Source organism: Halobacillus sp. BBL2006, assembly GCF_000786645.1.
Taxonomy (GTDB): Bacteria; Bacillota; Bacilli; order Bacillales; family Halobacillaceae; genus Halobacillus.
The window spans coordinates 1-3,258 of record NZ_JRNX01000462.1; the positions used below are offsets into that span (position 1 = coordinate 1).

The 3,258-nt window shown below is 42.2% G+C and carries 5 protein-coding genes and 1 pseudogene; all 6 read left to right on the plus strand.

Annotation, left to right across the window (positions count from 1 at the left end):
• Window positions 1-799 (plus strand): annotated as a pseudogene (locus LD39_RS23125) (acetaldehyde dehydrogenase); the annotation flags it as partial.
• Window positions 800-823: 24 nt separating this feature from the next.
• A complete protein-coding gene (locus tag LD39_RS13705) occupies window positions 824-1,114 on the plus strand; it encodes a BMC domain-containing protein (protein ID WP_035547998.1) in 291 nt (96 codons plus the stop codon).
• A gap of 62 nt (window positions 1,115-1,176) precedes the next feature.
• Window positions 1,177-1,833 carry a phosphate propanoyltransferase gene (locus tag LD39_RS13710; RefSeq protein WP_035548001.1) on the plus strand — a complete coding sequence of 219 codons (657 nt, stop codon included), beginning with the start codon at window positions 1,177-1,179 and terminating at the stop codon, window positions 1,831-1,833.
• Window positions 1,826-2,458 (plus strand): hypothetical protein, encoded by a 633-nt coding sequence (locus tag LD39_RS13715; RefSeq protein ID WP_035548004.1) that lies wholly within the window; start codon window positions 1,826-1,828, stop codon window positions 2,456-2,458. Before LD39_RS13710 ends, LD39_RS13715 begins: the two co-directional genes overlap by 8 nt.
• A gap of 12 nt (window positions 2,459-2,470) precedes the next feature.
• The gene (locus LD39_RS13720) at window positions 2,471-2,755 is read left to right on the plus strand and encodes a EutN/CcmL family microcompartment protein (protein ID WP_035548007.1); all 285 of its coding nucleotides are present in this window, start codon (window positions 2,471-2,473) and stop codon (window positions 2,753-2,755) included.
• Window positions 2,748-3,155 (plus strand): BMC domain-containing protein, encoded by a 408-nt coding sequence (locus LD39_RS13725; RefSeq protein ID WP_035548010.1) that lies wholly within the window; start codon window positions 2,748-2,750, stop codon window positions 3,153-3,155. The genes LD39_RS13720 and LD39_RS13725 overlap by 8 nt, the downstream gene beginning before the upstream one ends.
• Window positions 3,156-3,258 lie beyond the last annotated feature (103 nt).

Genomic DNA, 3,258 nt, shown 5'->3' on the forward strand with positions numbered 1-3,258 from the left:
TAGTAAAACATTTGATAATGGCACGATTTGTGCTACTGAACAAGCAATCGTCATTGATCAAAACATTAAAGAAATGGCGATTCGTGAATTAAAAAATAATGGAGCCTATTTCCTGGAAGGGATCGAAAAAGAGAAGGTGGCAAAGCTGATCTCACCGTCTCCAGGTAAATTGAACCCGAAAATTGTGGGCCGTCCAGCAACAAAAATAGCAGCAATGGCTGGCGTAGACGTGCCTGACGATACAAGGCTCTTAATAGCAGAAGAAGACCGAGTTGGAAAGGATGTTCCTTTTTCACTTGAAAAATTATCTCCGATCTTCGCTTTATATACGGTAGACAATGTAGAGCGTGCCAAAGAGCAATGTTTGGAGTTATTGAATTTGGGAGGCCGTGGTCATAGTTTGGCAATTCACACAAATGATGATCAAATTGCGAGAATGTTTGGTGAAGAAATGCCCGTCTCACGTTTAATGGTCAATACACTTTCAAGTATAGGAGCTGTGGGGGCAACGACCAACCTGAAACCTTCACTGACTCTGGGTTGCGGGTCTTATGGAGGAAACATTACATCTGACAACATTACGACCCGTCACCTCATTAATATTAAGCGGTTAGCTTATGGAGTAAAAGAAGTGAAAATTCCGAAGCCATCTGCAACAGCACCAAGAAAAGAAAAAAATTCTAAAGAAGAAAATGATGTAGAAAAAGTGATTTCAGAAGTATTGAAAAAAGTAGATACGGATGAAGTAGATGCACAAACGGTATCAGCAATTGTGAGTAAAGTTCTACAAAAATATTAAAAAAACCCTTAGGAGGAATATACAATGGCACTTAATGGCGCACTAGGAATGATCGAAACGAAAGGTTTAGTAGCATCTGTAGAGGCAGCAGACGCAATGGTGAAAGCAGCAAATGTTAATCTGGTTGGCAAAATTCACGTAGGTGGAGGAATCGTTACGATTTTAGTTAGTGGTGATGTAGGGGCTGTAAAAGCTGCAACGGAATCTGGAAGCGCTGCTGCTCAAAGAGTTGGCGAACTTAAATCCGTACACGTTATCCCTCGCCCACACAACGAACTTGAGAGCATTTTGCCTAAAATCGACGCACCTCAATAACTAGATCATTGTTATCTACTTTCCTGTTCATCATGAACAGGTGAGGAAAGTGAGGGAATCAAATGGGTCGACAAGATTTACAATCGATAGTAGAAGAAGTTATGAAACACTTAGAAAAAGAAGACACGTCTAGTGAGGTCCCCATAGGGGTCTCAGCTAGACATTGTCATTTGAATAAAGAGAGTCTGGAAATTCTATTTGGGCGAGGGTACGAACTGAGCGAAAAGGCACCACTATCCCAGCCAGGTCAGTTTGCAGCTAATGAAACAGTGACTGTAGCAGGTCCGAAAGGGAGTATTCCAAAAGTAAGGATTTTAGGGCCGCTTCGTTCTTCTTCTCAAGTAGAAGTGAGCCAAACAGATGCATTTAAATTAGGATTGAAGCCACCTATAAGGCAATCTGGTCACACAGAAAACTCCAGCCCTGTCACCATCATCGGTCCGAAAGGAAGCATTTATCTAGAGGAAGGATTAATTATCGCTCAAGCTCATATCCATATGAGTCCTCAAGATGCGGACAATTTTAAGGTGAAAGACGGGCAGGTGGTTGAAGTTACCGTAAGTAATCCGGGGCGTGAAGTTAGTTTTTCAAAAACGATTATTCGTGTCTCTGAAAAATATCGGTTAGAAATGCACATTGATACAGATGAAGCCAATGCCGGATTAATTCAAACAGGGCAAAAAGGGTCGCTAAAAAAGGTGGAGCCCTCTTATGTATGATAAACAGCTCATTGAAAAAATCGTTGCTGAAGTTTTGAAAGAGAAGAACGTTTTCCAGAATAAGAATAAACCCGTGCTTCACGTGGTTCAAGCAAATAAAAGTAAGGACAATGCAATCATAAATCTGGAAACGAACTGGCTGTTGGAGTGGGTAGATTTAGATCATCTGGATGAGTCTGAAACCATTTCCCAAGCTGTTTTTCCTCAGGTAGATCAGGATTTGTTCGTTAAAAGCGCTATGGGTATAACGGATACTCCTGAAAGTCACTGGTTTGCAAAGTTAATGAGCAGCGGAGTAGCGATCCATTTTATTCTTGATCGCTCAATGGAATGGATTCACACTCAGCCAGAAAAGATCCCGGCTCCTTACCTTGGAAAAATGCGGAATTACGAGAAGGAATTACGTTCATATCATGTATCTATTTTAAAAGAAGATGAAGTTCTTACTCCTCCTAATAATAAAAATGGCTCACCTTTTTATTTCGATGGAAAGCTGCTTACACAAGATGAAATAACCAGGTGGCCATACAGCGACATTCACATATCACAGAAAACCATTATTACTCCTCTAGCAAGGGATACAGCAAGAGATGCCAATATCACTATTTCTATCGAGGAGTTGTAGGGGGCAGGAAGTATGATTGTAGGCGAAGTGATCGGAAATATTTGGGCTACAAGAAAAGAAGACGGTCTGATAGGACTGAAGTTTTTAGTCGTAAAACCAGATCGTTCAGAGAATACTCCAGAAGAACCGACTTTTGTAGCAGTTGACCGTATTGGAGCTGGAGTAGGAGACAAGGTTATGGTAACGAAAGGCAGTGCAAGTTCTCATCTCCAAGATGGGTCGGCTATACCTATTGATGCATTGATTATTGGGATTGTAGATTCAGTCGAAGTAGAAAGGGGTGGTCACAATGGCTAAAGCATTAGGCATGATTGAAACGAGAGGACTTGTTGGATCGATTGAAGCAGCAGATGCGATGGTGAAAGCAGCCAATGTCACGCTCGTAAAGCAGGAGAAAATCGATGCGGCTTTGGTGACAGTACTTGTAGAAGGCGATGTAAGTGCCGTTCAAGCGGCTGTCGACGCTGGAAAAGAAGCGGTGAACCGTGTTGGAGAACTCGTAGGTTATCACGTCATCCCACATCCAGACGAGGGGACAGGCAGTATTTTGCAAAAAGACGGCAAAGAAAGTGTGAATCCTGAATCCAAGGCGAGTGAGCCAAAACCGAAACCAAAGGCTGCACCGGCACGCAGAAAGAAAACGTCCTCAACAAGCTCTGCAAAAGAGGAAACCAAACAAGAAAGTGAAGCGAATTAATTAGGAGGAACAACCATGGCATTCAAGCGCAATAAATTCGCAGTTGTTGGAGCTGGTTTTACCGGTACAACCGCAGCTCTAATGATTGCACAAAAAGAATTAG